At 71.2% G+C, this 24,613-nt stretch carries 24 protein-coding genes and 1 pseudogene; 8 read left to right on the top strand and 17 right to left on the bottom strand.

Features of this window, described 5'->3' with window-relative positions; genetic code table 11:
- Nucleotides 1–70 precede the first annotated feature (70 nt).
- From A5481_RS09985 to A5481_RS09975, 3 genes are all read right to left on the bottom strand, one after another.
- Entirely contained in the window at nucleotides 71–1,018 is a 948-nt protein-coding gene (locus A5481_RS09985; RefSeq protein WP_048433960.1) for a cation diffusion facilitator family transporter, read from the bottom strand.
- Nucleotides 1,019–1,021: 3 nt separating this feature from the next.
- Nucleotides 1,022–2,557 carry a DHA2 family efflux MFS transporter permease subunit gene (locus A5481_RS09980; RefSeq protein ID WP_156311841.1) on the bottom strand — a complete coding sequence of 512 codons (1,536 nt, stop codon included), beginning with the start codon at nucleotides 2,555–2,557 and terminating at the stop codon, nucleotides 1,022–1,024.
- Between the two features lie 70 nt (nucleotides 2,558–2,627).
- On the bottom strand, nucleotides 2,628–3,878 hold the full coding sequence (locus A5481_RS09975; protein ID WP_048433962.1) for an HlyD family secretion protein: 1,251 nt from the start codon (nucleotides 3,876–3,878) through the stop codon (nucleotides 2,628–2,630).
- Nucleotides 3,879–4,126: 248 nt separating this feature from the next.
- Between A5481_RS09975 and A5481_RS09970 the strand changes: the two genes are divergently transcribed.
- Nucleotides 4,127–4,777 carry an HdeD family acid-resistance protein gene (locus A5481_RS09970; protein WP_048433963.1) on the top strand — a complete coding sequence of 217 codons (651 nt, stop codon included), beginning with the start codon at nucleotides 4,127–4,129 and terminating at the stop codon, nucleotides 4,775–4,777.
- Between the two features lie 63 nt (nucleotides 4,778–4,840).
- Here the strand turns inward: A5481_RS09970 and A5481_RS09965 are convergent, their stop codons facing one another.
- The 9 genes from A5481_RS09965 to A5481_RS09930 all read right to left on the bottom strand — a co-directional run bounded on the left by A5481_RS09965 (nucleotide 4,841) and on the right by A5481_RS09930 (nucleotide 13,112).
- Nucleotides 4,841–6,973, bottom strand: coding sequence for a S9 family peptidase (locus tag A5481_RS09965; RefSeq protein WP_048433964.1), 2,133 nt, complete (start codon nucleotides 6,971–6,973; stop codon nucleotides 4,841–4,843).
- Between the two features lie 72 nt (nucleotides 6,974–7,045).
- Nucleotides 7,046–7,474, bottom strand: coding sequence for a SufE family protein (locus A5481_RS09960; protein WP_048433965.1), 429 nt, complete (start codon nucleotides 7,472–7,474; stop codon nucleotides 7,046–7,048).
- Between the two features lie 67 nt (nucleotides 7,475–7,541).
- Nucleotides 7,542–8,543 carry a sensor histidine kinase gene (locus A5481_RS09955; protein WP_048433966.1) on the bottom strand — a complete coding sequence of 334 codons (1,002 nt, stop codon included), beginning with the start codon at nucleotides 8,541–8,543 and terminating at the stop codon, nucleotides 7,542–7,544.
- Nucleotides 8,544–8,651: 108 nt separating this feature from the next.
- On the bottom strand, nucleotides 8,652–9,041 hold the full coding sequence (locus A5481_RS09950; protein WP_048433967.1) for a DoxX family protein: 390 nt from the start codon (nucleotides 9,039–9,041) through the stop codon (nucleotides 8,652–8,654).
- 71 nt (nucleotides 9,042–9,112) lie between these two features.
- Complete coding sequence (locus A5481_RS09945; protein ID WP_048433968.1) at nucleotides 9,113–9,982, bottom strand: S1 family peptidase; 870 nt, start codon at nucleotides 9,980–9,982, stop codon at nucleotides 9,113–9,115.
- A 133-nt stretch (nucleotides 9,983–10,115) separates the two neighbouring features.
- Complete coding sequence (locus A5481_RS09940) at nucleotides 10,116–10,853, bottom strand: S1 family peptidase (RefSeq protein WP_048433969.1); 738 nt, start codon at nucleotides 10,851–10,853, stop codon at nucleotides 10,116–10,118.
- Nucleotides 10,854–11,011: 158 nt separating this feature from the next.
- Nucleotides 11,012–11,194, bottom strand: coding sequence for a hypothetical protein (locus A5481_RS33395; protein ID WP_156311838.1), 183 nt, complete (start codon nucleotides 11,192–11,194; stop codon nucleotides 11,012–11,014).
- Nucleotides 11,145–12,497 (bottom strand): hypothetical protein, encoded by a 1,353-nt coding sequence (locus A5481_RS09935; protein ID WP_156311839.1) that lies wholly within the window; start codon nucleotides 12,495–12,497, stop codon nucleotides 11,145–11,147. Before A5481_RS09935 ends, A5481_RS33395 begins: the two co-directional genes overlap by 50 nt.
- Before the next feature lie 189 nt (nucleotides 12,498–12,686).
- Nucleotides 12,687–13,112 (bottom strand): hypothetical protein, encoded by a 426-nt coding sequence (locus A5481_RS09930; protein ID WP_048433970.1) that lies wholly within the window; start codon nucleotides 13,110–13,112, stop codon nucleotides 12,687–12,689.
- Between the two features lie 224 nt (nucleotides 13,113–13,336).
- Here A5481_RS09930 and A5481_RS09925 point away from each other — a divergent pair, with 224 nt between their 5' ends.
- The 5 genes from A5481_RS09925 to A5481_RS09905 all read left to right on the top strand — a co-directional run bounded on the left by A5481_RS09925 (nucleotide 13,337) and on the right by A5481_RS09905 (nucleotide 18,009).
- Nucleotides 13,337–13,714 carry a PepSY domain-containing protein gene (locus tag A5481_RS09925; protein ID WP_048433971.1) on the top strand — a complete coding sequence of 126 codons (378 nt, stop codon included), beginning with the start codon at nucleotides 13,337–13,339 and terminating at the stop codon, nucleotides 13,712–13,714.
- A gap of 34 nt (nucleotides 13,715–13,748) precedes the next feature.
- Nucleotides 13,749–14,426 (top strand): response regulator transcription factor, encoded by a 678-nt coding sequence (locus A5481_RS09920; protein ID WP_048433972.1) that lies wholly within the window; start codon nucleotides 13,749–13,751, stop codon nucleotides 14,424–14,426.
- Between the two features lie 137 nt (nucleotides 14,427–14,563).
- Nucleotides 14,564–15,934: a sensor histidine kinase gene (locus A5481_RS09915; protein ID WP_245238824.1), complete on the top strand. Its 1,371-nt coding sequence runs from the start codon at nucleotides 14,564–14,566 to the stop codon at nucleotides 15,932–15,934.
- 45 nt (nucleotides 15,935–15,979) lie between these two features.
- Nucleotides 15,980–17,146 (top strand): glycosyltransferase family 61 protein, encoded by a 1,167-nt coding sequence (locus tag A5481_RS09910; protein WP_053082366.1) that lies wholly within the window; start codon nucleotides 15,980–15,982, stop codon nucleotides 17,144–17,146.
- Nucleotides 17,147–17,214: 68 nt separating this feature from the next.
- Nucleotides 17,215–18,009 (top strand): SHOCT domain-containing protein, encoded by a 795-nt coding sequence (locus A5481_RS09905; protein WP_048433973.1) that lies wholly within the window; start codon nucleotides 17,215–17,217, stop codon nucleotides 18,007–18,009.
- A 22-nt stretch (nucleotides 18,010–18,031) separates the two neighbouring features.
- On the opposite strand, the gene A5481_RS35695 is transcribed toward A5481_RS09905, so the two are convergent.
- The 5 genes and pseudogenes from A5481_RS35695 to ispH form a co-directional block, all read right to left on the bottom strand.
- Nucleotides 18,032–18,157, bottom strand: coding sequence for a hypothetical protein (locus A5481_RS35695; protein WP_280945096.1), 126 nt, complete (start codon nucleotides 18,155–18,157; stop codon nucleotides 18,032–18,034).
- Between the two features lie 30 nt (nucleotides 18,158–18,187).
- Nucleotides 18,188–18,346 (bottom strand): type II toxin-antitoxin system RelE/ParE family toxin, encoded by a 159-nt coding sequence (locus tag A5481_RS34600; protein ID WP_197514166.1) that lies wholly within the window; start codon nucleotides 18,344–18,346, stop codon nucleotides 18,188–18,190.
- A pseudogene (locus A5481_RS35910) lies at nucleotides 18,343–18,627 on the bottom strand (ribbon-helix-helix domain-containing protein). Before A5481_RS35910 ends, A5481_RS34600 begins: the two are co-directional and overlap by 4 nt.
- A 93-nt stretch (nucleotides 18,628–18,720) precedes the next feature.
- Nucleotides 18,721–19,695 (bottom strand): homoserine kinase, encoded by a 975-nt coding sequence (locus A5481_RS09900; RefSeq protein ID WP_048433974.1) that lies wholly within the window; start codon nucleotides 19,693–19,695, stop codon nucleotides 18,721–18,723.
- Between the two features lie 300 nt (nucleotides 19,696–19,995).
- Nucleotides 19,996–20,997 carry a 4-hydroxy-3-methylbut-2-enyl diphosphate reductase gene (ispH, locus tag A5481_RS09895; RefSeq protein ID WP_048433975.1) on the bottom strand — a complete coding sequence of 334 codons (1,002 nt, stop codon included), beginning with the start codon at nucleotides 20,995–20,997 and terminating at the stop codon, nucleotides 19,996–19,998.
- Between the two features lie 207 nt (nucleotides 20,998–21,204).
- On the opposite strand from ispH, the gene A5481_RS09890 reads away from it, so the two are divergent.
- On the top strand, nucleotides 21,205–23,064 hold the full coding sequence (locus A5481_RS09890; RefSeq protein ID WP_048433976.1) for a monovalent cation:proton antiporter-2 (CPA2) family protein: 1,860 nt from the start codon (nucleotides 21,205–21,207) through the stop codon (nucleotides 23,062–23,064).
- Entirely contained in the window at nucleotides 23,057–24,481 is a 1,425-nt protein-coding gene (locus A5481_RS09885) for an MATE family efflux transporter (RefSeq protein WP_048433977.1), read from the top strand. Before A5481_RS09890 ends, A5481_RS09885 begins: the two co-directional genes overlap by 8 nt.
- The last annotated feature ends 132 nt before the right edge of the window (nucleotides 24,482–24,613 follow it).

Raw genomic sequence — 24,613 nt, 5'->3', positions numbered from 1 at the left:
GCAGGGCAAGGACGGCCCGGCGCCGGAGACACTGCATCAACGGATGATGCGCCGGCCGGTTCCGGCTCGTTCAGGATTTTTTTACCGATCGTTCGCTCGCGTCCGCGCCCTCGTGCTCCCGCGCCGGCAGCTGGAAATAGAGATGGGCGATGCCCGGCAGGCCGTGGCGGATCGCGGCGCGCAGGTCCGCGGTGGCGCGGCGCAGGCCGTCGGCGGAGAGGCCGGGGGCGAGATCGAGGGTGACGGCGAGCAGCACCGTGCCGGGCCCGAGCTGCAGGCTGCGCATCCGCTCGATCCGCACCACCCGGGGGTCGCCGGCCAGGATCTCCCGCGCGGTCTCGATCAGCCGGGGCGAGGCGCTCTCGCCGGTGAGCAGGCTGCGGGTCTCGCGGAACAGCACGCCGGCGGTCGCGACGAGCAGGAGCCCGATCGCCACCGAGGCGATGCCGTCGCCCTCGGGCCGGCCGAGGAAGCCGCTCGCGACCACGCCGGCGAGCGCCAGCCCCAGGCCGATCAGCGCCGCCCCGTCCTCCAGGATGATCGCGAAGGTGCTCGGGTCCTTGCTGCGGGCGACCGCCTGCCAGAGCGATTCGCGGGCGAAGCGGGCCCGCATCTCGCGACGCGCCGTGCGGAAGGACAGCCCCTCGAACACCGCCGACAGGCCCAGCACCGCGACGTTGACCCATGGCGTCGTCATCGGCTCGGGATGGCGCAGCTTCTCGACGCCCTCGTAGACCGCGTAGGCGCCGCCGAGGGTGAAGATCAGCAGCGCGACGACGAAGGACCAGAAGTACAGCTCCAGCCCGTGCCCGAAGTTGTGGCTGTCGTCGGCCGGCCGCGCGGCGCGGCGCATCCCGTAGAGCAGCAGGCCCTGGTTGCCGGTATCGACGAAGGAGTGCACCGCTTCCGTGAACATCGCCCCGGAACCGGTATACGCTGCCGCCGCGAGCTTGGTGACCGCGATGGCGAGGTTGCCGGCCAGCGCGGCGTAGACGACGAGCTTCGATCCCGATGGCAACGCTCAGTGCCCCCCCACCGGCGCCTCGCCGCCGCGCTTCACGTTCTTGAGGATCATCGCCAGCGGCACGGCGCAGGCCGAGACCACGGCGAGCGCCCAGAACACGTCGATGTAAGCGAGAAAAGCGGACTGGGTCTGAACCTGTTGGCCGATCCAGGCGATGGCTTGGTTCTGGGCATCGACCGTGCTGGCGCCGCGGGTCGAGAAGAACTGCGTCGCGGCCCGCAAGGTCTCCTTGTAGGCTGGCTCCGAGGGAACGATGTGCTCGACGAGCCGGCTGGTGTGGAATTGCTGGCGATAGGCCAGGATATTCTGGGCCAGCGACACGCCCATCGAGCCGCCGACGTTGCGGGCGACGTTGATCAGCGCCGAGGCCTGATCGGTCTGGTCCTTGGAGATGCCCTCGTACGAGGCCGCGGTGATCGACAGGAAGATCATCGGCAGGCCGATGCCGATATAGACCCGCGACCAGACGAAGAAGCCGAAGTTGAGGTCACCGTACAGGTTGGTGAGCTCGTACATCGCGAAGGCGATGATGGTGGCGCCGGTGGCGATGAGGTATTTCGGCTGGACGAACGTCGAGACGCGGCCGATCACGAACATCATCACGCAGGTGACGATGCCGCCCGGTGACAAGGCCAGGCCGGCCCAGGTGGCGGTGTAGCCGAAATAGTCCTGAAGCAGTTGCGGCAGGAACTGCGTCGTGGCGATCAGGATGGCGCCGGTGGCGAGCATCACCAGGAAGCAGGAACCGAACTGGCGCTGGCCGAGCAGGCGCAGGTCGATGACCGGGTTCTTGTGCTTCAGCTCCCACGGGATCATCGCGACGAACGACAGCACCATCAGGCAGGCGAAGACCACGATCAGGTTCGAGCCGAACCAGTCCTTGCGCTGGCCCTCGTCGAGGACGACCTCGAGCGAGCCGAGGAAGGTCGCGACCAGGACGAAGCCGACGATGTCGAAGCGCACGCCCTCGCGGCGCAGGCGCTTCCTCTCCTCGACCGCCGATTTCGGGTCCTGCACCAGCCACCAGATCAGGAACAGGGCGACGACGCCGACCGGGGCGTTGATGAGGAAGCACCAGTGCCAGGAATACTGGTCGGAGAGCCAGCCGCCGAGCGTCGGCCCGACCACCGGGGCGACCACGATCGCGACGCCGTAGAGGGCGAAGGCCTGGCCGCGCTTCTCCGGCGGGAAGGAATCCGCCAGGATCGATTGCGCCAGCGGCGCCATGCCGCCGCCGCCGAGCCCCTGGAGGATCCGGAAGAACAGGAGCGATTCGAGGCTCCAGGCGAGGCCGCACAGCACCGAGGAGACGGTGAACAGCGCGATCGCCGCCATGAAGAACGCCTTGCGGCCGTAGCGCTTGGCGAGGAAGCTCGACGCGGTGAGCACGATCGCGTTGGCGACGAGGTAGCTCGTCACCACCCAGGCCGCCTCGTCGGGGCCGACCGCCAGGCCGCCCGCGATGTAGCGCAGCGCCACGTTGGCGATGGTGGTGTCGAGCACCTCCATGAAGGTGGCGAGCGCCACCACCATGGCGATGATCCAGGGATTGTGGTCGCCGGCGGCGCTGTCGGCGGGGTTCTGACCGCTCACGGCAGGCCCCTCAGCGGACCCGCACCGTCGGGACGACCGACATGCCGGGGCCGATCGAGACGTCCTTCGGCCAGTTGTCGACCGAAATCTTCACGGGCACGCGCTGCACCACCTTGACGTAGTTGCCGGTGGCGTTCTCGGCCGGCAGCAGGCTGAAGGCGGTGCCCGAGCCCGGCTGGACCGAATCGACCTTGCCGGTGATTTTATGGTCCGGATAGGCGTCGATCTCGACGTCGACCGGCTGGCCCGGGCGCATGTCGGTGATCTGGGTCTCCTTGAAGTTCGCCGTGACCCAGATGTCGTCCGGTACGAACATGCTGAGCGCCTGCCCCGCCTGCGCGAACTGCCCGACCGCGCCGGTGAGGCGCACCACCCGCCCTCCTTGAGCCGTCGTGACGGTCGTGTAGTCGAGGTTCAGCTTCGCCTGCGCCTCCTGCGCCCGGGCCTGGGCGAGGCTCGCCTCGGCGCCGGCCTTCTGGGCCTGGAGCGAGCCGATCTGGCGCTGGGCCACCGTCACGGCGGCGTTGGCGCGATCGACGTTCGCCTGCTGCTGCTGCAGGTTCGAGGTCGATTGCTGCGATTGCTGCACCGAGCCGGCGCCGCGCTGGGCGAGATCCTGGTAGCGCGCCGCGTCCTGCTTGGCGAACTGGAGCGCCGCCTTGGCCTGCTCGACCTGGGCCTTGGCCTCCTGGATGCTCCCCTGCTGGGCCAGGATCTGCGCCTCGAAGCCCTGGATCTGCGCCTGGGCCGACTGGACCTGCGCCCGCGCCTGCTGAAGCGCGACCTCGTAGTCGCGCGTGTCGATCTGGAACAGGACCGCGCCGGCCTCGACGTGCTGGTTGTCGGTCACCGGCACGGCGGTGATGGTGCCCGACACCTTCGGCGAGACCGCGAACTGGCGCGCGTCGACGAAGGCGTCGTCGGTGCTCTCGTAGGGGTGGACGTACGTGAGCCAGTACCAGTAGCCGCCGGCCGCCGCGAGGAGCAGGACCACCGCACCGAGGACGAACCACAGCGGATGGCGCCGGACCAGGCCCGGCTTCTTCTGCTTGCCGTCGTCGCTCCGGTCGTCGGACGTCGTCTCGTCCGCGTCGCCCGGCTTGCCCGCCGCCTCGTCCTGCGGCACGCGCTCGCGCAGGGCGCGGGTGTTCTCCTGGAGCGCGCGGGTGTTCTCGGCCCGCGTCGCATTTCCCTGCGTCACGACGGACGCCGGCGCGTCCCGTCCCACCGGGGCCTCCGCCCGCGACTGATCGTCCAGCATGTCGTGAAATCCACGCGACGGCCCGGCTCCGGGCCGGGCCAAGGCGCCCGCCTCGGCCCTGTAGACGCAGCGGCGGAGGCGCGGGTTCCGCAATGCGGCAAAAAAGTCGGGCCGGCGCCGGGATGAAACCCGAGCGCGCCTCGTCTTGCGTACTCGAGCGGCCGCGGGCGGGCGGAACGGCCGCGCTCCGACGACGTTCACCCTGGGTACGCCGGACCTTGGCGGCCCTCATACCGGAGGATGATCGGATGAGCACAGCATCTCCCCTTCCGAATACGGCGCCCGGCGGCGCCTCCCCTTACGGCAGCGCGACCGACCCGCTCGCCCGCCTCGACGCGATGAGCGCGGTCCTCGCCCGCAACTGGTGGCTGATTGCCCTGCGCGGCGTCTTCGCGATCCTGTTCGGGATCGTGGCGCTGGTGGCGCCCGGCGCCACCCTGCTGACGCTGGTGATCTTCTTCTCGGCCTACATGCTGGTCGACGGCATCGCCGAGATCGTCGCCGCGGTCCGGGCGGCGGAGCGGCACCAGCGCTGGGGCTACCTGCTCGCCGCGGGCGCGATCAACATCCTGGTCGGCGTCCTCGCCTTCCTGATGCCGGGCAGCGCGCTGGTCGCCTTCGTCTACCTCATCGCCGCCTGGGCGCTGGTGACCGGCGCCCTGATGATCGCCGCCGCCTTCCGGCTCCACCTCGATCACGGTCGCTGGTGGCTGGCGATCGGCGGCGCCCTGTCGGTGCTGTTCGCGATCGCCCTGATCGCGAGCCCGGCCCTGTCGCTCCTGGTGCTGACCTACTGGATGGGCGGCTACGCCATCGCCTTCGGGGCCTTCATGCTGGTCCTGGCCTTCCGGCTGCGCAGCCGGCATGTCGGGACGGGCGGGACGATGCGGCCGGTGTGAGAGCCGCCGCCTGAACCCTCCCCCGCAGAAGGGGGGAGGGTTCTTGCGTTCAGGTGCGGGAGCCTAAGCCTCCGCTCCCGCCGCCGCCAGCGCGAAGGCGTAGATCAGCGCCACCTCCTCCAGCCGGTCGAAGCGGCCCGCGGCGCCGCCGTGGCCGGCCTCCATGTTGGTGCGCAGGAGCACCGGGCCGCCCCCGGTCATGGTGGCGCGCAGGCGCGCGACCCATTTCGCCGGCTCCCAGTAGGTCACCCGCGGGTCGGTGAGGCCGCCGAGCGCCAGGATCGCCGGGTAGGCCTGAGCCGTGATGGTGTCGTAGGGCGAGTAGGACAGGATGGTCTCGAAGGCCTGGAGGTCGGCGCCCGGGTTGCCCCATTCGGGCCATTCCGGCGGGGTCAGCGGCAGGTCGCCGTCCAGCATGGTGTTGAGGACGTCGACGAAGGGCACGTCGGCGACGATGCCGGCGAAGAGCTCGGGCGCCATGTTCGCGACCGCCCCCATCAGCATGCCGCCGGCGCTGCCGCCATGGGCGACGATGCGGCCCGCCCCCGTGTAGCGCGCCGCGATCAGGGCGCGAGCGCAGGCGACGAAATCCGAGAAGGTGTTGGGCTTCTTCTCGCGCTTGCCGTCGAGGTACCAGCGCCAGCCCTTCTCGGTGCCGCCGCGGACATGCGCGATGGCGTAGACGAAGCCGCGATCGACGAGCGAGAGCGGGTTGGTGCGGAAGGCCGCCGACATCAGCGAACCGTAGGAGCCGTAGCCGTAGAGCAGCAGCGGCGCGGTGCCGTCGAGGGGGGTGTCGCGCCGGTGCAGCAGCGAGACCGGCACCTCCTCGCCGTCCGGCGCGGTGGCGAACAGCCGCCGGGTCACGTAGGCCGCCGGGTCGTGGCCGCTCGGCACGTCCTGGCGCTTGCGCAGGGTCCGCTCGCGGGTCGCGGCGTGATAGTCGTAGGTCTCCGCCGGCGTCGTCATCGACGAGTAGGTGAAGCGGACGAGGTCCGTGTCGAAGGCGTGGCCCGGCGAGAGGCCGAGCGAATAGGCCTCCTCGGCGAAGGCGACCGTATGCTCGGCGCCGCTCTCCGCGTCGCGCACGATCAGGCGCGGGCGGGCGTTCTCCAGTTCGAGCCGCACGAGATGGCGGGCGAGCACGTGCTGGAACCGGATCATCACGCCGGCGCGGTGCGGGATGAGGTCGCGCCAGTTCGCCCGGGCCGGATCCGCGACCGGCGCCACCGCGATCTTGAAGTCCTCGGCGCCGTCGGCGTTGGTCAGCACGAACACGTCGTCGCCGCGATGCTCGACCGAGTAGATCAGCTTGTGCTCGCGCGGCGCCACGACGCGCAGGGGCGCGAAGGGCGTGGCGCGCTCGGCGAGGTGGACCTCGGAGGTCTCGTGGTCGTTCGCCGTCACCACCAGGTAGGCGCCGGACTGGGTCTCGCCGATGCCGACGAAGAAGCCCGCGTCGCTCTCCTCGTAGACCGTCGCGTCGTCGCTCTGCGGCGTGCCGAGGCGGTGCAGCATCACGGTCGCCGGGCGGTGGTTCTCGTCGACGGCGACGTACCAGAACGCCTTGCCGTCGGCGCTCCACACCACGTCGCCGGTGGTGGCGGCCACCCGGTCCTCGCGGTCCTGCCCCGTCGCGAGATCGCGGATCCGGATGGTGTAGAGCTCGGAGCCCTTGGTGTCGGCGCTCCAGGCGACGAGGGCGTGGTCGTCGGAATGGGCGGCGCCCTCCAGGCTGAAGAAGGCGTGCCCCTCCCCTTCCCGGTCGCCGTCGATCAGGATCTCTTCACCCTCGCCCGACAGGTCGCCGACGAGGCCGGGAGCGACGAGGGCCGCCGGGCGGCGGCAGACCAGCGGGTGCTGCCCGCCCTCGCGGTAGCGGGTGTAGTAGGCGAAGGGGCCGTCGAGGTCCGGCACGCTGCCGTCGTCCTCGCGGATGCGCCCGCGCATCTCGGCCACCAGGGTCTCGCGCAAGGCGGTGGTGCCGGCGAGCGCCGCTTCCGCGTAGGCGTTCTCGGCCGCGAGCAGGGTGCGGATCTCCGCCGGCAGGGCGGCCGGATCCTTCAGCACGTCCTTCCAGTTCTCCGCCTTGAGCCAGGCATAGGGGTCGGTCACCGCGCGGCCGTGGACCGTGACGGTGACGGGCCGGGCGGGCGCCGTCGGTGCGGCGGCGGGCGGGCTCAGGCGAAGGGTCATGCGGCTCCCCGGGATGTGGCATACGGCACGGATGTGCCGTCCCGGGCCGGCCGCCGCAAGGGCCGCGCGGCGTTACGCGGCCGCCGCGACCCCCTCGGCATCGGCCCGGATGCGGTCCATCATCGCGCGGGCGCCGTTCGAGCGCTGCGCCGTCAGGTGCTCGGAGAGGCCGAGGGTCTGGAACAGCCCGAGCGCGTCGGCCCGGGCGGCCTCGGTCGCGGTGCGGCCGTCGAAGAAGGCGATCAGCACCGCCACCACGCCCTTGGTGATGTGGGCGTCGCTGTCGCCGCGGAAATGCAGCCGCGGCTCGGGGCCGGAGCGGTCGACCTCCGTCTCGAGCCAGACCTGGCTGACGCAGCCGCGCACCCGGTTGGCCTCGCTGTGGGCCTCCTCGGGCAGGGGCGGCAGCTTGCGGCCGAGCTCCATCAGGTACTGATGGCGGTCCTCCCACTCGTCCAGGAACTCGAAGTTGGAGACGATCTCGTCGATGGGCGGCAGCATGGGATCCGAAGATGATGACGGCGTGAGACCCGGCATATAGGCGGGCCGGCCCGTCCCCGCCACCGCGTCACCGCGGCAGCGTCAGGTCGAGCGGCGCCTCCGGGGTGCCGGCCCCCGAGACCGCGATCTCGGCCTGGCCCGCATAGGCCGCGATCAGCCGCGGCCCGAGGCGCGGCACGCCGGGAGGCGGCGCGCCGGCGACGCCGCTCGAGGCGATCCGCACCCGCACCGGTTCGCCGGGGTCCCCCGCCGGCACCTCGACCCGGGTGACGCAGGACACACCCTCCCCGGTGCCGTCGAGGCATTCCGCGACGATCTCGGCCAGGATCATGCCGAGGGCGTTGACGATGCGCGGCTCGAGCAGCACCGTGCGCCCGGCCTCGACCGTGACGGCGATCCGCCCGGCCCGTCGCAGCTGGCTCAGGCCCTCGGCGAGGCGCGTCAGGTAGTCGGCGAGGTCGACGCTGGCGATCTGCGGCGCCTCGTGCAGGTGCTGCTGCACCAGGGCGATCGCCCGGACCCGCTGGCCGAGCGCGTCGAAGGCCGGGCGGCAGGCCGGCGCCGCGGCGCGGCCGAACAGCCCGATCAGGCTGACCGTGACCTGCAGGTTGTTGCGCACCCGGTGGTAGATCTCGGCGAGCAGCGCCTCCTGCTCCGCGAGCGCCTTGGCCGCCTGCTCCTCGGCCGCCTTGCGCTCGGTGATGTCGAAGCAGGAGCCGGCGAAGCCGGTGAAATCCCCGTCCCGGTGCAGCGGATAGGCGTGGCCGTGGACCCACCGGAAGGCGCCGTCGCGGCGGCGCAGGCGGTACTCGGCGCTGTGCGGCGCCCGCCGGGCATAGGCCGCCGCCAGGGCGGCCTCGTGGTCGGCGCGGTCCTCGGGATGAAGGCCGTCCTTCCAGCCGTGGCCGATCTCCTGCTCGGCCGGGCGGCCGCGGAACTCCGTCCAGGCCGGATTGACGTAGATCAGGCGCGCCTGCCGGTCGGCGCGCCAGATCATCAGCCCGGCGCCCTCGGCGAAGCTGCGGAAGGCCGCCTCCGCCCCGTCCGGCGATGCTGTGTCCGCGGCCATGACCCTCACCTGCTCCGCTCGCCGTCGCCGATGGCGCTCCCTCAGGAGCCGGTCAACGTGCCGGGAGGGGCGCCGTTCCGGCGGCCGCGGGACGAAAAAGCCTCGCGTTCAGCGCCGGTTGAGGGCGAAGCGGCCGGGACCGGCGGCCGCGATCATCAGGAGGCCGCCGATGATCGAGAGGTTCTTCATCGCCTGGATCTGGTTGGTCCGGACGGCGTCGCCGGTCATCGACCAGAAATTGTGGAAGACCACGATCGTCGCGAGGGTGAAGACGGCGAGCAGCACGGCGGCCGCGCGGGCGTAGAAGCCGAGGGCGATCAGCAGGCCGAGGCCGAGCTCGGCCGCGATGGTGAGGTAGGCCAGCACCTGCGGGTAGGGCAGCCCCTTGGCCGAGATCGCGCCGGCGACCATGCCGGGATTCATCAGCTTCTGGGCGCCGGAGACGCAGAACAGGACCACGACGAGGATGCGGGCGACACTGAACACGGCTTGGCTCATCGGGACCTCCGGGGTTGACCGGGGCCCGTTGGACGGCCTGGCCGCGAAACAGTCAAGCTCGTGTCAGCGCCTCACCGGCCTCCCGTCCAGTCCGACGGATGGGGACGGGCGCCAGCGGGCATCGACTCGCCGGGCTCGAAGCGGGCGAGCTCGGCGACGCGGGCGTTGATCCAGCCGGCATGCTGGCCGATCGGCGTCACGGCGGTGAAGCCGCCGCAGGCGGTGCGGACCCGGCCCTGCTGGGCGGCGCCGCTCGACCAGCTCACCACCCCGACGAGCTGGTAGCCGCCGGGGCCGGCGCGCAGGATCGGGCCGCCGGAATCGCCGAGGCAGGCCCCGGCGCCGGCGGTCTCGGCCAGCGTCGCGCGGTCGGCCACCACCGTGACGGTGTTGGCGACCTGAAGCTCGCCGAGAGAGACGAGGCGGGCCTGGCGCAGCACCCGGGCGGTGCCGCGGCGGTTCTCCGCCACCACGCCGTAGCCGGCGATGGCGACGGTGTCGCCCTGCGGGATGTCGCCGCCAGAGCGGAGATCGAGGGGGCGGAAATCCGGGCCGAGGCGCGCGTCGAGCTTGAGGATGGCGAGGTCGGTGCCGGGCTGGTTCTCCGGCGTGGTGCCGGGCACGAAATCCGGATGCATCGATGCCGCGATCGCCCGCAGGCGGCGCTGGCGGAAGGTGCGGTCGACGACCACGACCCAGTAGCCGGCCTTGCGCATCACGCAGTGGGCGGCGGTCAGCACCAGGTCGGGGGCGATGAGCGAGCCCGAGCACATCTCGCCGGTGGTGCTCTCGATCCGCACCACCGAGCTGCGCAGGCCGTCGGGGTCGCGGGTCACCTCGCCGCGCACCACGGCGCCGGCGGCGCCGCTCCACAGGCCGAGGGGCGCGGCCACCGCGAGGGCGGCCAGGGTGGAACGGAGGCGGGACGGGGAGACGCGCATGAGACCACCCTAGAAGCGTGCGGCCACGCTCGACAAGTGAAGTCTCGCGCCGAGGGTGTGGTTCCGCACCGGCACGGGGCCGCAGCGGCAACGAAACCGTGAGCGTGCCGGCGTCACGTCCGCGCGAGCGGACTCATTCCCACCGTGCCGGAGCGCCCCAGCCGGCGGTCGTGCGGGCGATCCAGTCCCGCTGCGGCCCGACCAGCACGCCCTGCGAGACGCCGCCGCACGGCGCCTTCCCGGATCCGCTCGCCCAGGTCGTCACCGCCACGACGCTCCCCGCCGACCCGGCGATCGGCCCGCCGGAATCGCCCTCGCAAGCGCCGGAGGCCGCAGGCCCCTTCAGCCAGGCCAGGATGCGGCTCGGGCCGTAGGGCTCGACCAGCGGCAGGGTCGCGGTGCGGAAGGTGCCGGTGCTGCGGTGGTCGCCGGGCCGCGCCACGCCGTAGCCGCCGAGCGTCAGGGCCGTGCCGGCGGGGACCGGCGCTTCCGAGAGCGCGGCCGGGACGAAGCGGGCCGGAAGCGGCGTCTCGGTGCGCAGCAGCGCGAGGTCGATCGAGCGCCGCCGCCCGGCGATCGCCCCCGCATCGTAGCCCGGATGCACCGCCCGGGCGGCGAGCCCGAGCATCACCGGCGCCCCGGCCTCGTCGCGGTAATGCACGCGGTGCTCGACACCGGGCGCGGCGCAATGGGCCGCGGTGAGCACCACGTCGCGGGCGAGCACGATGCCGGTGCAGACCCCGCCGCGGGAGGACAGCACCATCACGCTCGAGCGGGCGAGCGCCGCATCGGGCGCCTCGCTCCCGCCGACCACCGCACGGGCGGGGGTGGCGAGAAGGGCGAAGAGGATCGGGAGGGCTGGGCGGATCACGTCGCTCTCGGGGCAGCGGGGCCGGCGCCTCGCCCGTCCGATCCGCAGGCGAGCGTCCGCGGCGTCCTGCGAGGCAGACGCGGTCATAAGGCGCGGGTCGACACGGGGCTACCCCGCAATGCGGCGTCCGCGTCCGACAATTTTCGAACGACGGAGCCTCAATCCTCCGACAGGCGCCCCTTGTCCCGGGCCCCCTTCAACGCCATCCCCAGATCGGCGATGGTGTCGCGGATGATGTCCTTTCGGGTTTTCCTGTTCCAGTCCGCCACATAGCGATTGTCGTGGATCGGCTCACGACCCGCTGGTTGAGCCTGCTGGTCGCGACTCGCTTGCTTGGCCATTCGCATCTCCTACCGCCTGTGGCGTGTAAACTCGGTTGAAGAAGCCCGGGTTCGACTCACGGTCGAAATAGTGCTTCCTCTTGATCCATATGAACCCCTCGCTGCGCGACACGATCGCCACGTCGATGGGCCCGCCGACGGTCTCTTGCGCCGTCGAGAACCGCCGCTTCGCGGACGTAAGCTCGACCAGAGCACTGGCCATTTCGGCCAGCTCCTTTTTGGACATAAAATTGACGATGTCAAGTATTGACTGGTGCTCATGCCCCCGGAACTGGTCGAGAGTGCTGTGGAAGCTTTTCAACACCTCTCGACGAATCGTACGCTTCTCGGACGCAGTAAATGACCGCGGTTTTGTTTCTGCAATTTTATCGATCACTTTCGAGACGAAATCCGCGATATCGTCACGGAACGATGCATCGATGCCGTAGATGAATCGCTCCGCCATCTCCTTCTGAGCGAACGAGACGATCTGCGCGAGATGGCCGTTCCGGTCGATGTCGATCTCGCTGCGATTGATGATTTTCATCTGGCCGAAATAGATTCCGTCCATCTCGAAATAATGCAGCGTCGGAAACAGGTCGTCCAAGCCGAAGCCGCCGAAGACCAGCCCCGTCAGGAAATCGGAGCCGTCGGAGCTGCGCATGACCGCGAACGCGAGCTGATAGAGAAGCTCCCGGTGCTCGCTCGACGGATCCAGCGATCGAAACACGATCTTGATCGCATCGTCGCACACCGAGCCATAGGCTTCCTTGAACTGGTCGAGCGTGATGTCGGTGAGGAAATCGTCCATCACGGTCGTTTGAGCGGCCGTCAGCGCGGCCGTTATCAAGCGGGTCAAGGTCGCATAGGAGTTGAGCGAGAGCTTCTTTCCCTTCATCTTGAGCGACGACATCGCGAATTCGTCGTAGAATTTGTTAAAAATTTCCTGATATTTGTCGATGAGAACGGCCGCGAAGTACGATTTTTCCTGATCGGCCGTGCGCTTGAAGTTCAGCAGGTAGGAGACGAACTCGTCCGCCGCCTGCTTGAGGGTCGAGAATTTTTGCTTGCAATCGACGCGATGCTTCCGGACGACCACGTCGAGCGGCACACCGACATAATCCACATTGTTGTAGATCATCAGCGCGATGGGCTGGTTGCAGGAAAATTCGAAGATTTTTTCCGCCGTGTTATAGGTTTTTTGGCTCGATCCTATTCTCAGGGTGACGGCGCTATCGGCCGCCAAAGCGAGAGCGGACCGGTTCAGAAGTGCAATCTCGGCCGTCATTCTTCTTCGTCCCCCCAGCCGCGGCGCGATGACCATGGCCCATCGACGAGCAGCGACGGGCCTTTCGGCCGTCATCGCTCGTGCCCTTGGGACACCGTGTCCCATCACCGCGGTTAAGGCTCAGATTGTCTTGGCGACTTGAGGTTGTCGAGCGCATTTTCAGGTGCGGACGCATCGTCGCCCGCGCAGGGGCGATCGCCGTGACCGGCCGTCGGGCGGGCCGGTTCAGGGCTCCGTCATGGCGATCGACGCCGGGACCAGCCGCGCCGCTGCGGGCCCGCCCTCCGGCGGCGCCAGCGCCAGGGAACGCGGCACCGGGCCGAGGCAGCCGGTGCAGACCGAGGCGATCGCCCGGTTGGCCCGTGCGGTGATCCGCGCCTCGAACGCCTCCCGGGCGGCCGCGGCGCGGGCGAGCGCGGCGAGGCGAGCGCCCTCCGCCGCGCGGGCGGCCTCGGCCGCGTCGGCGCCCGGGCCGTCCTCCGGCGCTTCGTCGCGGGGGCGGATGCGCAGCAGCAGGGGACCGCCCGCCGCCTCGGCGACGAGGGAGCCCGACCCGGACGTCGGGTCCGGCGCGGGAGCCGCCTCCTGGGCATGCGCCGCTCCGGCGACGAGCCACGCGGCGGCGAGGAACGGGATCGCGGCGGGGCGCAAGAAGCCTCTCCCTGGTGACGGATTGCAGGGTCGAACGGCGCGGTGAACGCAGCCTTAACCATAACCGGGACGGTGCCGGTTCGGTTCACCCGCGGCGCCCGCGCCACAGCCGGCCCGCGAGCCGGTCCCGTGCGGCACACGAGGATGTGACCGGGCCGAGGCGAGGAAACCCGGCACTTTCGCATTCAGGGTGCATTCAGTGCCCGGCGACGATGGTCCCCGGCATGCGCCAGCTCGTTCTCCTCCTGCTTCCCGCCCTCGTCGGCCTCGCCGGCGCTTCGGGCTGGCTCGCGGCCGCGGAGGAGCGGGACGAGACCGCCACCGGGGCGGTGCCGGCCCGGCCGGTCAAGGCCGCCGAGACCACCCAGACCTGCCTCTCCTCCGGCGACCTGCGCGAGGCGGTGGCGGAGAAGCGGGTGGTCGAGCCGGTGGCGGCGATCCGCGCGGCGCGCGCCGCCGTGCCCCGGGCCGACATCGTGCGGGCCAACCTCTGCCGCCGGGACGAGGCGCTGGTCTACATGCTGACGGCCTTGCGCAAGGACGGCCAGTTCGTGCACGTGATGGTGGATGCCCGGTCGGGAAAAGTAGCCGGCCAGTGGTGATCCCGGGTTTGGTTCGCAGCGGGGAGTTCGGGTCGTGCGTCTGCTCGTGGTCGAGGATGACCGGGATCTCAACCGCCAGGTCGTGAGCGCCCTGGAGGAGGCGGGCTACGCCGTCGACAAGGCGTTCGACGGCGAGGAGGGCGCCTTCCTCGGCGAGACCGAGCCCTACGACTGCATCATCCTCGACATGGGCCTGCCGAAGGCCGACGGCGTCTCGGTGCTGTCGGGCTGGCGCCGGGCGCAGGTGAAGACGCCCGTCATCATCCTCACCGCCCGCGACCGCTGGAGCGACAAGGTCAACGGCTTCGACGCCGGCGCGGACGACTACGTCACCAAGCCCTTCCACATGGAGGAGCTGCTGGCCCGGGTGCGCGCGCTGCTCCGCCGCACCGCCGGCCACGCGACGAGCCAGATCAGCGCCGGGCCGGTGGTGCTCGACACCCGGTCGGGCCGCGTCTTCGTCGACGGCAGCCCGGTCAAGCTCACCTCGCACGAGTACCGGCTGCTCTCCTACCTGATGCACCATACCGGCCGGGTCGTCTCCCGGGCCGAGCTGACCGAGCACCTCTACGACCAGGATTTCGACCGCGACTCGAACACCATCGAGGTCTTCGTCGGACGCCTGCGCAAGAAGCTCGCGGTCGACCTGATCCAGACCGTGCGCGGCCTCGGCTACCTGATCGACGCGGGCGCCGGCGGGCCGGTGCCGTGACCGGCCCCGGTCGCGCCGCGGCCGAGACGCCGGCCGCCGAGACCGGCCTTGCCGGCGGCGTCGCCCTCGGCCCGCCGCGCGCCGCCGGGCGCCTCGCCTGGCTCGGCTGGCGGCCGTGGCGCAAGCGCTCGATCGCGGTGCGCCTCGCGGTGTCGTCGCTCATCTCCAGCGCGCTCATCCTGCTGATCGCCGGGCTGATCCTCTCGACCCTCTACCGCGAGACCACCGAGCGGGCCTTCGACAGCCGGCTCCTCGTCTACGCCAACGATCTCGCCACCAACCTCGTCTCGCCCTCCGATTCCGAGGCGCGCAGCTTCGGGGCGCTCGGCGACCCGCGCTTCGACCTGCCCCTGTCGGGCTGGTACTGGCAGGTCGGCCGGCCGAATGCCCGGCCGCGGGACCTGCGCACCTCGCGCTCCCTCGTCGGCGTGCCGCTCCAGCCCCCCGACAACGCGGTCGGCGAGGCCGGGGCCGGGCAGCTGCGCAAGGGCTACGGCAAGGCCCAGGACGACCGGCCGCTGCGCATCATCGAGCGCACCGTCGATCTCGGCGAGGAGGGCCGCTACATCGTGCGGGTCGCCGGCCCCTCGGACGAGATCGCCGCCGACATGCGGCGCTTCACGCTCGCGCTCACCATCACCTTCTCGCTCCTCGGCCTGTCGCTCGGCCTCACCACCCTGTTGCAGATCCGCTTCGGCCTCGCGCCGCTGATCAAGCTGCGGGCGGCGCTCGGCGCGATCCGCCGGGGCGAGGCCGACCGCATCTCGGGCGAGTACCCGCGGGACATCGCGCCGCTCGCCGGCGAGGTGAACCTGCTCCTCGAGACCAACCGCGAGATCCTCGAGCGGGCCCGCACCCAGGTCGGCAACCTGGCGCACGCGCTCAAGACCCCGTTGAGCATCATCGTCAACGAGGCCTCGACGGGGGATGCCAACAGCGAGCTCGCCGTGAAGGTGCGCGAGCAGGCCGCGGTGATGCGCGACCAGGTGAACTACCACCTCGACCGCGCCCGGGCCGCGGCGCTCGCCGGCGCGCTCGGCACCTTCACCGACGTCGAGCCGGTGGTGGCGGCCCTGGTCCGCACCTTCGGCAAGATCTTCTACGACAAGGACCTGACCTTCGACACCAGCGTCACCCCGGGCCTGCGCTTCCGCGGCGAGCGCCAGGATTTCGAGGAGATGATCGGCAACCTCGTCGACAACGCCGCCAAGTGGGCGCAAGGCCGCGTCTCGATCCGCGCCGAGGTGATCGGCCAGGGCGAGTACCCGCACCTCATCGTCACGGTGGAGGATGACGGGCCGGGCCTGCCGCCGGAGGCCCGGGTCGCGGTGCTCGCCCGCGGCCGGCGCCTCGACGAGACCAAGCCCGGCTCAGGCCTCGGCCTCTCGATCGTCTCCGACCTCGCCGCCCTGTATCGCGGGCGCCTGCGCCTCGACGCGGCCGCACTCGGCGGCTTAAGGGCAGTGATCGAGGTCCCGGGCGATGCGAGCCCGGCGGCGCAGGCCTGACGGCCCGCGCCGAAGGACCGGCCTCCGGGAACCGACAAGAGCGGCATGATCCTGCAGCGGAGCGAAGCGTTCTACGGCCGTGCCGAGGTGCGGGAGGGCCGACCGGCCCTGCGCCTGGTCGAGAACGCCCACTACCTCGCGCGCGTGCCCCATCTCGACAAGGTACCGGCGATCTTCGACGCCGCCGGCCGGATGGTGCCCGAATCCCTCGACCACCACGGCGGCGACCGCATCCCGACCTGGCAGACGACCGAGTGGCCGGAGGGCCAGGGCCCGGTGACCGAGACGGCGCCGGAGGGCACCTACCTCTATGTCGGGGCGATCCACCCGCATTACGGCCATTTCGTCATCAACACCCTGGCGCGGTTCTGGCCGCTCCTCGATTGCGGCGATGGGGGCCTGCGCCCGACCCTGCTCTGCCACGGGCCGGGGCTCGACGCGAATTGGGGCGCGACCCCGTTCATCCCGGAGATCCTCGGCCGGCTGGGCCTGAGCGTGATGGACCTCGCCGCGTTCGGGCGGCCCCTGCGGATCCCCACCCTCCTGGTGCCCCAGGCCGCGCTGCAGCAGGACGACTACGCCTTCCCGGTCCTGGCCGACCTGTGCCGTGAGATCGGGCGCGGCTACTACGCGCCCGAGGAGGTCGATGCCGACCCGCAACCGGTCTACCTGTCGAAGACCCGGCTGACGCACGGGGTCCGGCGCTTCGCCAACGAGGAGGCGGTGACGGCGGTGCTGGCCGCCAACGGGGTGCGGATCGTCCACCCCGAGCTCCTGAGCTTCCCCGAGCAGGTGCGCCTGTTCGCCCGCCACCGGGTCGTGCTCGGGGCCAACGGCTCGGCCTTCCACACCCTGCTCTTCGCCCCTCCGGGCCGGCGGGTGATCGCCATTGCCGACCGGCTCAAGCTGAGCGCGACCTACCGGCTGATCGACCTCATCACCGGCACGCAGGCGCACTACTACTACCCGGTCGGGACGAGCAGCCACGCCGGCGACGGCTTCACCGTCAACTTCGTCTTCCGGCAACCGGAGGTCGTGGCCGCCGAGCTTCTCGACAAGATCGCCCGCATCGCCACCCTGCGCGAGCACGAGCTGCGCGCCGATCCGGGCGCCTGGCACCTCTCCCCGACGATCCCGCCCCTGCCGCCCCGGCCCGGGGGGCTGCCGGGGATGCTGGAGCGCCTGCGCGGGGTGCTGCCGGGTCTCGGCTGAGGCGAGCCGTTCCCCCCGGGGTGGGACTGCGCTAAGCCCGTCTCCCGCCCCCGGAGCGAGTTGCCACGATGCCCGATCTCGACGCGATCGCCACCCGCCACGGCGTCGGCCCGGACGCCGTCCGCCACCTTCTCGAGGCGCTCGCCCGCGGCCACGGCCGGATGGCGCAGTTCGACCATCCCGACCTCGGCGGCATGGGCCAGTGGTCGGCCGGCGGCATGACGATGATCGGCGACATGTTCGATGCCGGCCTCAAGGCCCGGGTCGTCGCGCTCTGCGACGAGCTCGCACCGCTCGCCGCGGAAAGTCCGGGATCCAGCCCGGGATCGAACCGGAGTCAGGACCTCGGCTGGACCGGCTCGGACGGGTCCGAGAGCGGACCTTGGAGCGAATCTTGGAGCGGATCCCGGAGCGAGTCCTCGGGCGGCTCGTGGTGGCCGGCCGGCCTCGGCCAGCCGGCCAGCTCCGGGTCGCAGAACGACACCCGCTACGCCTTCTTCCCCGAGGCCCGCCGCCTCGCGATCAAGACCGCCGGCCGGGTGACGCTCCACGACACCGGCGACCACCGGATCGGCGGCGTCTCGCAGCAGCAGGGCTCGTCCCGCTCCCTGAGCTTCACCAGCCAGCACGGGCCGGTGCGGCTGGACGAGCTGCCGGTGGTGGGTGCCCCGGAGCGGGAGACGGACCCTATTGCACAGGCTGCGCCGGCGATGCCCGCGGCCGTCCCCCCGGCTCACCCGGCCGCCGCACCTACGGGCGACGTGCTCGGGACGATCGAGCGCCTGGCGGAGCTGCACCGCAAGGGCGTGCTGACCGAGGCCGAGTTCGCGGCGAAGAAGGCGGAGCTGCTGGCGCGGTTGTGAGGACAGTCGGGCCGGCCGTCTCCTACGACGCATCATCCGCGTCGAAAGCCCTCTCGACGTCCCGGCCGGCGTCGAGGATCCGGTTGATCACGACGTGGTCGATCGTCAGGTGAAATGCGATCGTGACCCGGTGCTCGAACCCGGTCACCCGTAACCCCGGGCGACGATCGTCGCGTCTTCATCCGCGCTCCGGAAAGGTCGAGAATTCCTCGCGATGCGCCGGGATTCGCTCGACATGGCCGGGGGCGCGTGTCGTCCCGGATCCGTCCGCGATAGGGTCGTAGATGCCCTGCAGATCGGCTTCGGCCTCCGGCGAGAGGACGATGGCCCGTTTCACCGCTCGGCGTCCCGCAGCCGAGCGGCATGGCGGGCGCGAAGCCCGGCTCGCACGTCGTCCGTAGATCGTCCGCGGCCCGGGTCGCTGACCATCGCGTCGTCGGTCTTCACGACCTCGTCACGCAGCCAGGTTTCGACCGCCGCATCGCGCTCCTGCAGGGCTCACAGACCCGCTCGCACCACCTCACTGCCGGTCGCATAGGTGCCGGAGGCCACAAGACTGTCGATGGAGTGGGATTGTTCGTCGGGCAGGCTGAAGGTCCGCTTGGTCGTGGCAGGCATGATCGGAGCTTCCTCGAACGATCGGTGCCATCGGTATGATTTTTCTTACCAACGTCGATGAGGAAAGACTCGTTCGTCGCTGGAAGCCGCCCCTTACACCGCCACCGGACTCCACCCATACTCCTCCGCCGCCGCCACCTTCCGGTGGAAGGCGAGCCTGCGGTCGTATTCGAGCGGGTCCTTCGGCTTGACCAGGGCGCCGGGGGGCACGTTGAGCCAGTCGACGAGGCGGGTCAGCATGAAGCGCAGGGCCGCGCCGCGGGCGAGCAACGGCAGGGCCGCGACCTCGCGGGGCGCGAGCGGCCGCACCGCCTGGTAGGCGGCGATCATCGCCTGGCCCTTGGTGCGGTTGAATGCGTAATCCGCCTCGAAGCACCAGGCGTTGAGGCAGATCGCCAGGTCGTAGGCGAAGGAATCGGTGCAGGCGAAGTAGAAATCGATCAGGCCCGAGACCTCGTCGCCGAGGAAGAACACGTTGTCGGTGAAGAGATCCGCGTGGATGACCCCGCCGGGCAGGTCCTGCGGCCAGGATGCCTCGAGGAGCGCCAGATCCTGGCGGGTGCGGTCGGCGAGGCCCGGCGCGACCCGGTCGGCCTGGGCCTCCGCCGCCTCGAAGAGCGGGCGCCAGCCCGCGACCGAGAGGGCGTTCGGCCGCGCAAGCGCGAAATCGGCCCCGGCGGCGTGCAGGCCGGCGAGCGCGGCACCGAGCGCCCGGCAGTGCTTGACCCCCGGCCGGCGCACCGAGACGCCCTCCAGGAACGACACGATCACCGCCGGCCGGCCGCAGAGCGTACCGAGGGTGGTGCCGTCGCGGGTGCGGATCGGCTGCGGGCAGGCGAGGCCGTTCGCCGCCAGGTGCTCCATCAGGCCGAGGAAGAACGGCAGGTCGTCCGGCTTCACCCGCTTCTCGTAGAGAGTGAGGATGTAGGAACCGGTGGTGGTGTGCAGGATGAAGTTGGTGTTTTCCACCCCCTCGGCGATGCCCTTGTAGGACAGGAGATCGCCGATCTCGTAGGCGGCGAGAAAGGCGGCCAGCGCCTCGTCCGGAACCTCGGTGTAGACCGCCACGGCCGTTCTGCTTTGCTCGAAGAGGTGGGATGAATGAACGAAAAATCGGCGCTTCAATAAAAGGCGCGGGATCCCCTCTCCCGTGTGGGAGAGGGGTAGGGGCGATCGAAGATCGCGCGAGGGTGGCTCGGGTTCAGGATAAGCCACTCAGCATCGAGCTGCGTAGCTCGATGGCTCAGGATCACTGCGGAACCCGAGCCACCCTCACGCGGGATCTTCGATCCCCCGGCCCCTCTCCCACACGGGAGAGGGGAGCGCGCCTCATCCTGCGAACGCCAGACCGGGAGGGTTGTACTAACCCTACTCCGCCGCCTCGCTGCGCAGCTCGCGCGGCAGCGGGAAGACCATGTCCTCGGTCGTGGTCGAGACGGTGTCGACCGTGACCTCGTAGCGGGTCGCGAAGGCGTCGATGATCTCCTCCACCAGCACCTCGGGGGCCGAGGCGCCGGCGGTCAGCCCGAGCCGGCGGATGTCGGAGAAGGCCTCCCAGTCCAGGTCCTCGGCGCGGTTGACGAGCCGGGTGATCGGGCAGCCGACGCGCTCGGCGACCTCGCGCAGGCGCTGCGAGTTCGAGGAGTTCGACGAGCCGACGACGATCAGCGCGTCGACGAGGGGGGCGACCTGCTTCACCGCCTCCTGGCGGTTGGTGGTGGCGTAGCAGATGTCGTCCTTGTGCGGGCCGACGATCTTGGGGAACTTCTGCTTGAGCGCCTCGACGATGTGGTGGGTGTCGTCGACCGAGAGGGTGGTCTGGGTCACCCAGGCGAGGTTGTCGCGGCTCTCGGGCTCCAGCGCCTCGATCTGCTCGATATCCTCGACCAGGGTGATCGAGCCCTTGGGCAGCTGGCCCATGGTGCCGACGACCTCCGGGTGGCCGGAATGGCCGACGAGCAGCACGTGGCGGCCGCGCTTGTGGTGGATCTCGGCCTCGCGGTGGACCTTGGTCACCAGCGGGCAGGTCGCGTCGATGGTGGTCAGCCCGCGCGAGTTCGCGTTCTGCGGCACGGTCTTCGCCACGCCGTGGGCGGAGAAGATCACCGGGGCCTTGCCGTCCGGCACCTCGTCGAGCTCGGCGACGAAGACCGCGCCTTTGCGCTTCAGGCTCTCGACCACGTACTTGTTGTGCACGATCTCGTGCCGCACGTAGACGGGAGGGCCGTAGAGGGCGAGCGCGCGCTCGACCACGTCGATGGCCCGCACCACGCCGGCGCAGAAGCCGCGCGGGGCGCAGAGGAGGATCTCGAGGGGCGGCTTCGCGGGTGCGGCGGCACCGGCGTCGGTCTGGTTCACGGAGGCGCTCATGATCCGGGATGTGGCGAGGCGGGGCTGTCCCTGTCAACCTCTTGTGCCACGCAATCGCGCCGATCCAAAGCGCGCGCGAGCGACACCTCCCCTGCGGCACGTGCGTGATGCCCGTCGCCGGACCGGTGAAGACCGGGTTAGCCGGACGGCCCCGATCGGGGTAAGGGAGGGCTTGAGCCGACCTCGAACCCGGGAGAATCCCGCGCGATGGCGACCGCCGCCGACCACGCCAGCTTCCTGCCGCCGGTCCTGACCTTCCTGTCCGCCGCGGTGATCGGCGTGCCGATCTTCCGCCTCCTCGGGCAGAGCGCCGTGCTCGGCTACCTCGTGGCCGGCGTCGTCATCGGCCCGTCGGGCCTGTCGCTCATCACCGAGCCGGAGACCGCCCGCAGCGTCTCGGAACTTGGGGTGGTGCTGCTCCTGTTCATCGTCGGGCTGGAGCTCGAGATCTCGCGGCTGATCTCGCTGCGGCGCGACATCCTGGGGCTCGGCACGCTCCAGCTCGGGCTCTGCGCCCTGGCGCTCGGGGGTCTGGGATACCTCACCGGGCTGTCGGGCGGGGCCGCGACCGTGATCGGCATCGCGCTCGCGCTCTCGGCCACCGCGGTCGCCCTGCAGCTCCTCGAGGAGCGCCGCGACCTCGCGGCGCCCTACGGCCAGCGCGCCTTCGCGGTGCTGCTGTTCCAGGACCTGTCGATCGTCGGCATCCTGGCGCTGCTGCCGCTCATCGCCCAGACCGGCACCGGCGAGGGCGGCGAGGCCTGGCTCGGCACGGCGCTGCAATCGGCCGGCACGGCGGTGGCGGCGGTGATCGGGGTGGTGCTCGTCGGGCGCTACGGCCTCAACCCGTTCTTCCGGCTGCTCGCCGCCAGCGGCGCCCGCGAGGTGATGACGGCCGCCGCCCTCCTCGTCGTGCTCGGCACCGCCCTCATCATGGAAGAGGTCGGGCTGTCGATGGCGATGGGGGCGTTCCTCGCCGGCCTGCTGCTCGCCGAATCGAACTTCCGCCACCAGCTCGAGGCCGATATCGAGCCGTTCCGCGGCATGCTGCTCGGCCTGTTCTTCATGAGCGTCGGCATGTCGATCGACCTGACGCTCGTCGGGCAGAACTGGCTCGGCCTGTCGGTCGCGACCGTGGGGGCGATCCTCATCAAGGTCGCGCTGGTGGCCGGCCTGTTCCGGCTGTTCGGCTCGTCCTGGCTCGACGGCTTGCGCGGCGCCGCCGTGCTGGCCCCGGCCGGCGAGTTCGCCTTCGTGCTGCTGCCGGTCGGCCAGGAGCTCGGCCTCGTCGACGGCCCGGCGGGGCGGCTCGCCATCGCGCTCGCCGCCATCACGATGCTGATCGGCCCGATCGGCGCCAAGGTCCTCGACGGGGTGCTGTCGCGGCGCGCCACCGCCCCGCTCGAACCCGAGCACGAGGCGATCGAGGGCGCCGAGGCGCGGGTCCTGGTGATCGGCTTCGGCCGCTTCGGCCACATCCTCAACCAGGTGCTGCTGGCGCAGGGCCTGAGCGTCACGGTGATCGACAAGGACGTCGAGCAGATCCGCAGCGCCGCCCGCTTCGGCTTCCGGGTCTATTACGGCGACGGCACCCGCCTCGACGTGCTGCGCTCCTCCGGCGCCGGCAAGGCCGAGGTGGTCTGCATCTGCATCGACGACGCGGAGGCGACGCTCAAGATCGTCGACCTCATCCACGCCGAGTTCCCGGCCGCCCGCACCTACGTGCGGGTGTTCGACCGGATCCAGGCGATCGAGGCGATGGGCCGCGACGTCGACTACCAGATCCGCGAGACCTTCGAATCGGCCCTCGCCTTCGGGCGGGCCACCCTGGAGGCGCTCGGCCTGCCCGCCGAGGAGGCGGCGCGGACGGTCGACGACGTGCGCAAGCGCGACCTCGCCCGGCTGGTGCTGCAGCAGGCCGGCGAGCCCCTCGACCGGGCCGACCCCCTGCGCAGCCTGGTGCGGATCAAGCCCGAGCCCCTGACCGCGCCGCTCCACGCCTCGCACGGGCTCAACCCCGAGACCGAGGACATCATCGCCCGCGAGCGGGCCGGCGCCGATGGGTGAGGCGCGCCCGCCGGAGACCGGCCCCGGCACCGCTTCCCCCTCCGCCCGCTTCGTCGCCGGCTCGACCCTGCGCCACGTCGTGGTGATGGCGGCGACGGGCTCGGTCGGCCTGATGGCGATCTTCGTCGTCGACCTCCTGTCGCTGCTCTACATCGCCCGGCTCGGCGATCCGGTGCTGACGGCGGCGCTCGGTTTCGCCACCATCGTCCAGATCTTCGCGGTCTCGATCAATATCGGCATGATGATCGCGGTCGGCGCCCTGGTCTCGCGGGCGCTCGGGCGCGGCGACGTCGGCGAGGCGCGGCGGCTGGCCGCCTCGTCCCTGGTCCTGGCGCTCCTCGCCTCGGGCCTGGTGACGGCCCTGCTGCTGCCGCTCCTCACCCCGTTCCTCGGCTTGATCGGCGCGCCGCCCGAGACCGTGCCGGCGGCCCGCACCTTCCTGTGGATCGCCCTGCCCTCGACCCTCCTGATGGCGCTCGGCATGGGCTTCTCGGGCGTGCTGCGGGCGGTCGGCGACGCCAGGCGGGGCATGAACGTGACGCTCGCCGGCGCCGCCGTGACCGCGCTCCTCGATCCGCTGCTGATCTTCGGCCTCAAGCTCGGCATCGAGGGGGCGGCGGTCACGATCGTGCTCGCCCGCCTCGCCTTCGCGTGGGTGGGCTATTCCGGCGCGGTGCGGGTCCACCGGATGGTGGCGCGGCCGCGCCTCGCCGCGGTCGTCACCGATGCCGGGCCGATCCTGCGCGTCGCGTTGCCCACCGTGCTCACCAACCTCGCCCCGCCGGTGGCGAGCGCGTTCCTCGCCCACGTCATGGCGGGCTTCGGCACCGCGACGGTCGCCGGCAACGCGGTGGTCGAGCGGGTGATCCCGGTGGCCTTCGGCGGGTTGTTCGCGCTCTCGGGCGCGGTCGGGCCGATCCTCGGCCAGAACTGGGGCGCCGGCCGCTTCGACCGGATGCGGGCGAGCCTGCGCGACGCCGCGCTCGTCACCGGCCTCTACGTCGCGGCGGTCTGGCTCGCCCTGTTCCTCGGCCGCGGGCCCCTCACCGCCCTGTTCGGGCTCGAGGGCGCCAGCGCCGACCTCCTCGGCTTCTTCTGCCTCGCCGGCGGGGCGATCTGGTTCTTCAACGGGCTGCTCTTCCTCGGCAACGCCTCGTTCAACAACCTCGGCTTCCCGCTCGCCGCGAGCGCCCTCAACTGGGGCCGGGCCACGCTCGGCACCATGCCGCCGGCGCTGCTGGGCGCGCATCTCGCCGGGCCGGAAGGCGCGCTCGCCGGGACGGGGATCGGCTCAGCGCTGTTCGGGGTGGTCGGGCTCGCGCTGGCGTTCCGGACGGTGGGGGTGCTGGAGCGGCGGGAGGCGGCGGCGGGCCTCGGGCCAGAGGCGGGGCGACCGATCGGGGGACCAACGCCCTAGTGCATTGTCCGACCGAGCGGACGCCGGTCGGGCGAAGAAAATGCGGCAAAATCAGAGACCTGGAGCAGCGCCCGATTGCAGCGTCACGGTACACGACACCGCGACCGCGGCCCGACCATAGGGGCGGACGAT

The organism is Methylobacterium platani (assembly GCF_001653715.1).
Lineage (GTDB): Bacteria > Pseudomonadota > Alphaproteobacteria > Rhizobiales > Beijerinckiaceae > Methylobacterium > Methylobacterium platani.
Note: the sequence above shows the minus strand (reverse complement) of the source record. Positions and strands in the feature narration are given on the sequence as shown.

Excerpts from the sequence above, each read along its gene's own strand:
- ispH (WP_048433975.1), bottom strand. The coding sequence starts at position 20,997 with ATGAGCGCCTCCGTGAACCAGACCGACGCCGGTGCCGCCGCACCCGCG.
- A5481_RS33395 (WP_156311838.1), bottom strand. The coding sequence starts at position 11,194 with ATGGCCAAGCAAGCGAGTCGCGACCAGCAGGCTCAACCAGCGGGTCGT.
- A5481_RS09935 (WP_156311839.1), bottom strand. The coding sequence starts at position 12,497 with ATGGTCATCGCGCCGCGGCTGGGGGGACGAAGAAGAATGACGGCCGAG.
- A5481_RS09975 (WP_048433962.1), bottom strand. The coding sequence starts at position 3,878 with ATGCTGGACGATCAGTCGCGGGCGGAGGCCCCGGTGGGACGGGACGCG.
- A5481_RS09905 (WP_048433973.1), top strand. The coding sequence starts at position 17,215 with ATGCCCGATCTCGACGCGATCGCCACCCGCCACGGCGTCGGCCCGGAC.
- A5481_RS09970 (WP_048433963.1), top strand. The coding sequence starts at position 4,127 with ATGAGCACAGCATCTCCCCTTCCGAATACGGCGCCCGGCGGCGCCTCC.
- A5481_RS09960 (WP_048433965.1), bottom strand. The coding sequence starts at position 7,474 with ATGCTGCCGCCCATCGACGAGATCGTCTCCAACTTCGAGTTCCTGGAC.
- A5481_RS09890 (WP_048433976.1), top strand. The coding sequence starts at position 21,205 with ATGGCGACCGCCGCCGACCACGCCAGCTTCCTGCCGCCGGTCCTGACC.
- A5481_RS09965 (WP_048433964.1), bottom strand. The coding sequence starts at position 6,973 with ATGACCCTTCGCCTGAGCCCGCCCGCCGCCGCACCGACGGCGCCCGCC.
- A5481_RS09885 (WP_048433977.1), top strand. The coding sequence starts at position 23,057 with ATGGGTGAGGCGCGCCCGCCGGAGACCGGCCCCGGCACCGCTTCCCCC.
- A5481_RS09955 (WP_048433966.1), bottom strand. The coding sequence starts at position 8,543 with ATGGCCGCGGACACAGCATCGCCGGACGGGGCGGAGGCGGCCTTCCGC.
- A5481_RS09980 (WP_156311841.1), bottom strand. The coding sequence starts at position 2,557 with ATGGTGGTGGCGCTCGCCACCTTCATGGAGGTGCTCGACACCACCATC.
- A5481_RS09950 (WP_048433967.1), bottom strand. The coding sequence starts at position 9,041 with ATGAGCCAAGCCGTGTTCAGTGTCGCCCGCATCCTCGTCGTGGTCCTG.
- A5481_RS09910 (WP_053082366.1), top strand. The coding sequence starts at position 15,980 with ATGATCCTGCAGCGGAGCGAAGCGTTCTACGGCCGTGCCGAGGTGCGG.
- A5481_RS09945 (WP_048433968.1), bottom strand. The coding sequence starts at position 9,982 with ATGCGCGTCTCCCCGTCCCGCCTCCGTTCCACCCTGGCCGCCCTCGCG.
- A5481_RS09925 (WP_048433971.1), top strand. The coding sequence starts at position 13,337 with ATGCGCCAGCTCGTTCTCCTCCTGCTTCCCGCCCTCGTCGGCCTCGCC.